Genomic DNA, 688 nt, shown 5'->3' with positions numbered 1-688 from the left:
AACAGAGGTCAGGGTTTCGAAGTTCGGGACCATTGTTCCCAGATTCAGCGTATTGGCCGTTCCGTCCTCATCGTTGTAGGTCAGTATACCAGTAACCGGATCAAAGCTTGCCGAGGTCAGCGTCTCGTTAGCCAGTACAATAGCACCGAGGTCCACAGTCTGCGTCACCCCCAAAGTGTTGAGATAGCTTAACACAGCAGTAGCCGGGTCATAAGTCAGGTCCGTATTGTTCAGGTTGATCGGTGTGGCAACCCCTGCCTCGTCGGTATAGGTCACAATATTAGTGGGTGCATCGTAAGCTACAGTTCCTTCGTTAAGGCTCAGCACGACCGGTGTGCCATTTTCGCTTGTATAAGTCAGTTCGTTTGTTGCGGCATTGTAACCTAAGGTAGTCAAAGTCTCGTTAGCCAGTACAACAGTTCGCAGGTCCACAGTCTGCGTTACCCCCAGGGTGTTGAGATAGCTTAACACAGCAGTAGCCGGGTCATAAGTCAGGTCTGTATTGTTGAGGTTGATCGGTGTGGCAACCCCTGCCTCGTCGGTATAAGTTAAAATATTGGTTGTTGCGTCATAGGCTATAGCTCCTTCATTGAGGTTCAGTACGACCGGTGTGCCGTTCTCCCCCGTATAGGTCAGTTGGTGTGTCGTGTTGTCATAAGCAAGGGTTGTCAAAGTCTCCTGCTCTCTG

General features: G+C 50.4%; 1 protein-coding gene. It reads right to left on the bottom strand.

Features of this window, described 5'->3' with window-relative positions; genetic code table 11:
* Window positions 1–688: hypothetical protein (locus G5B30_RS17120; protein ID WP_206367178.1), on the bottom strand; the 688-nt coding region annotated here is incomplete at both ends.

Source organism: Sphingobacterium sp. SGG-5, from assembly GCF_011043525.1.
Classification (GTDB): Bacteria; Bacteroidota; Bacteroidia; order Sphingobacteriales; family Sphingobacteriaceae; genus Sphingobacterium.
This window is presented reverse-complemented; position numbering and strand designations above follow the sequence as displayed.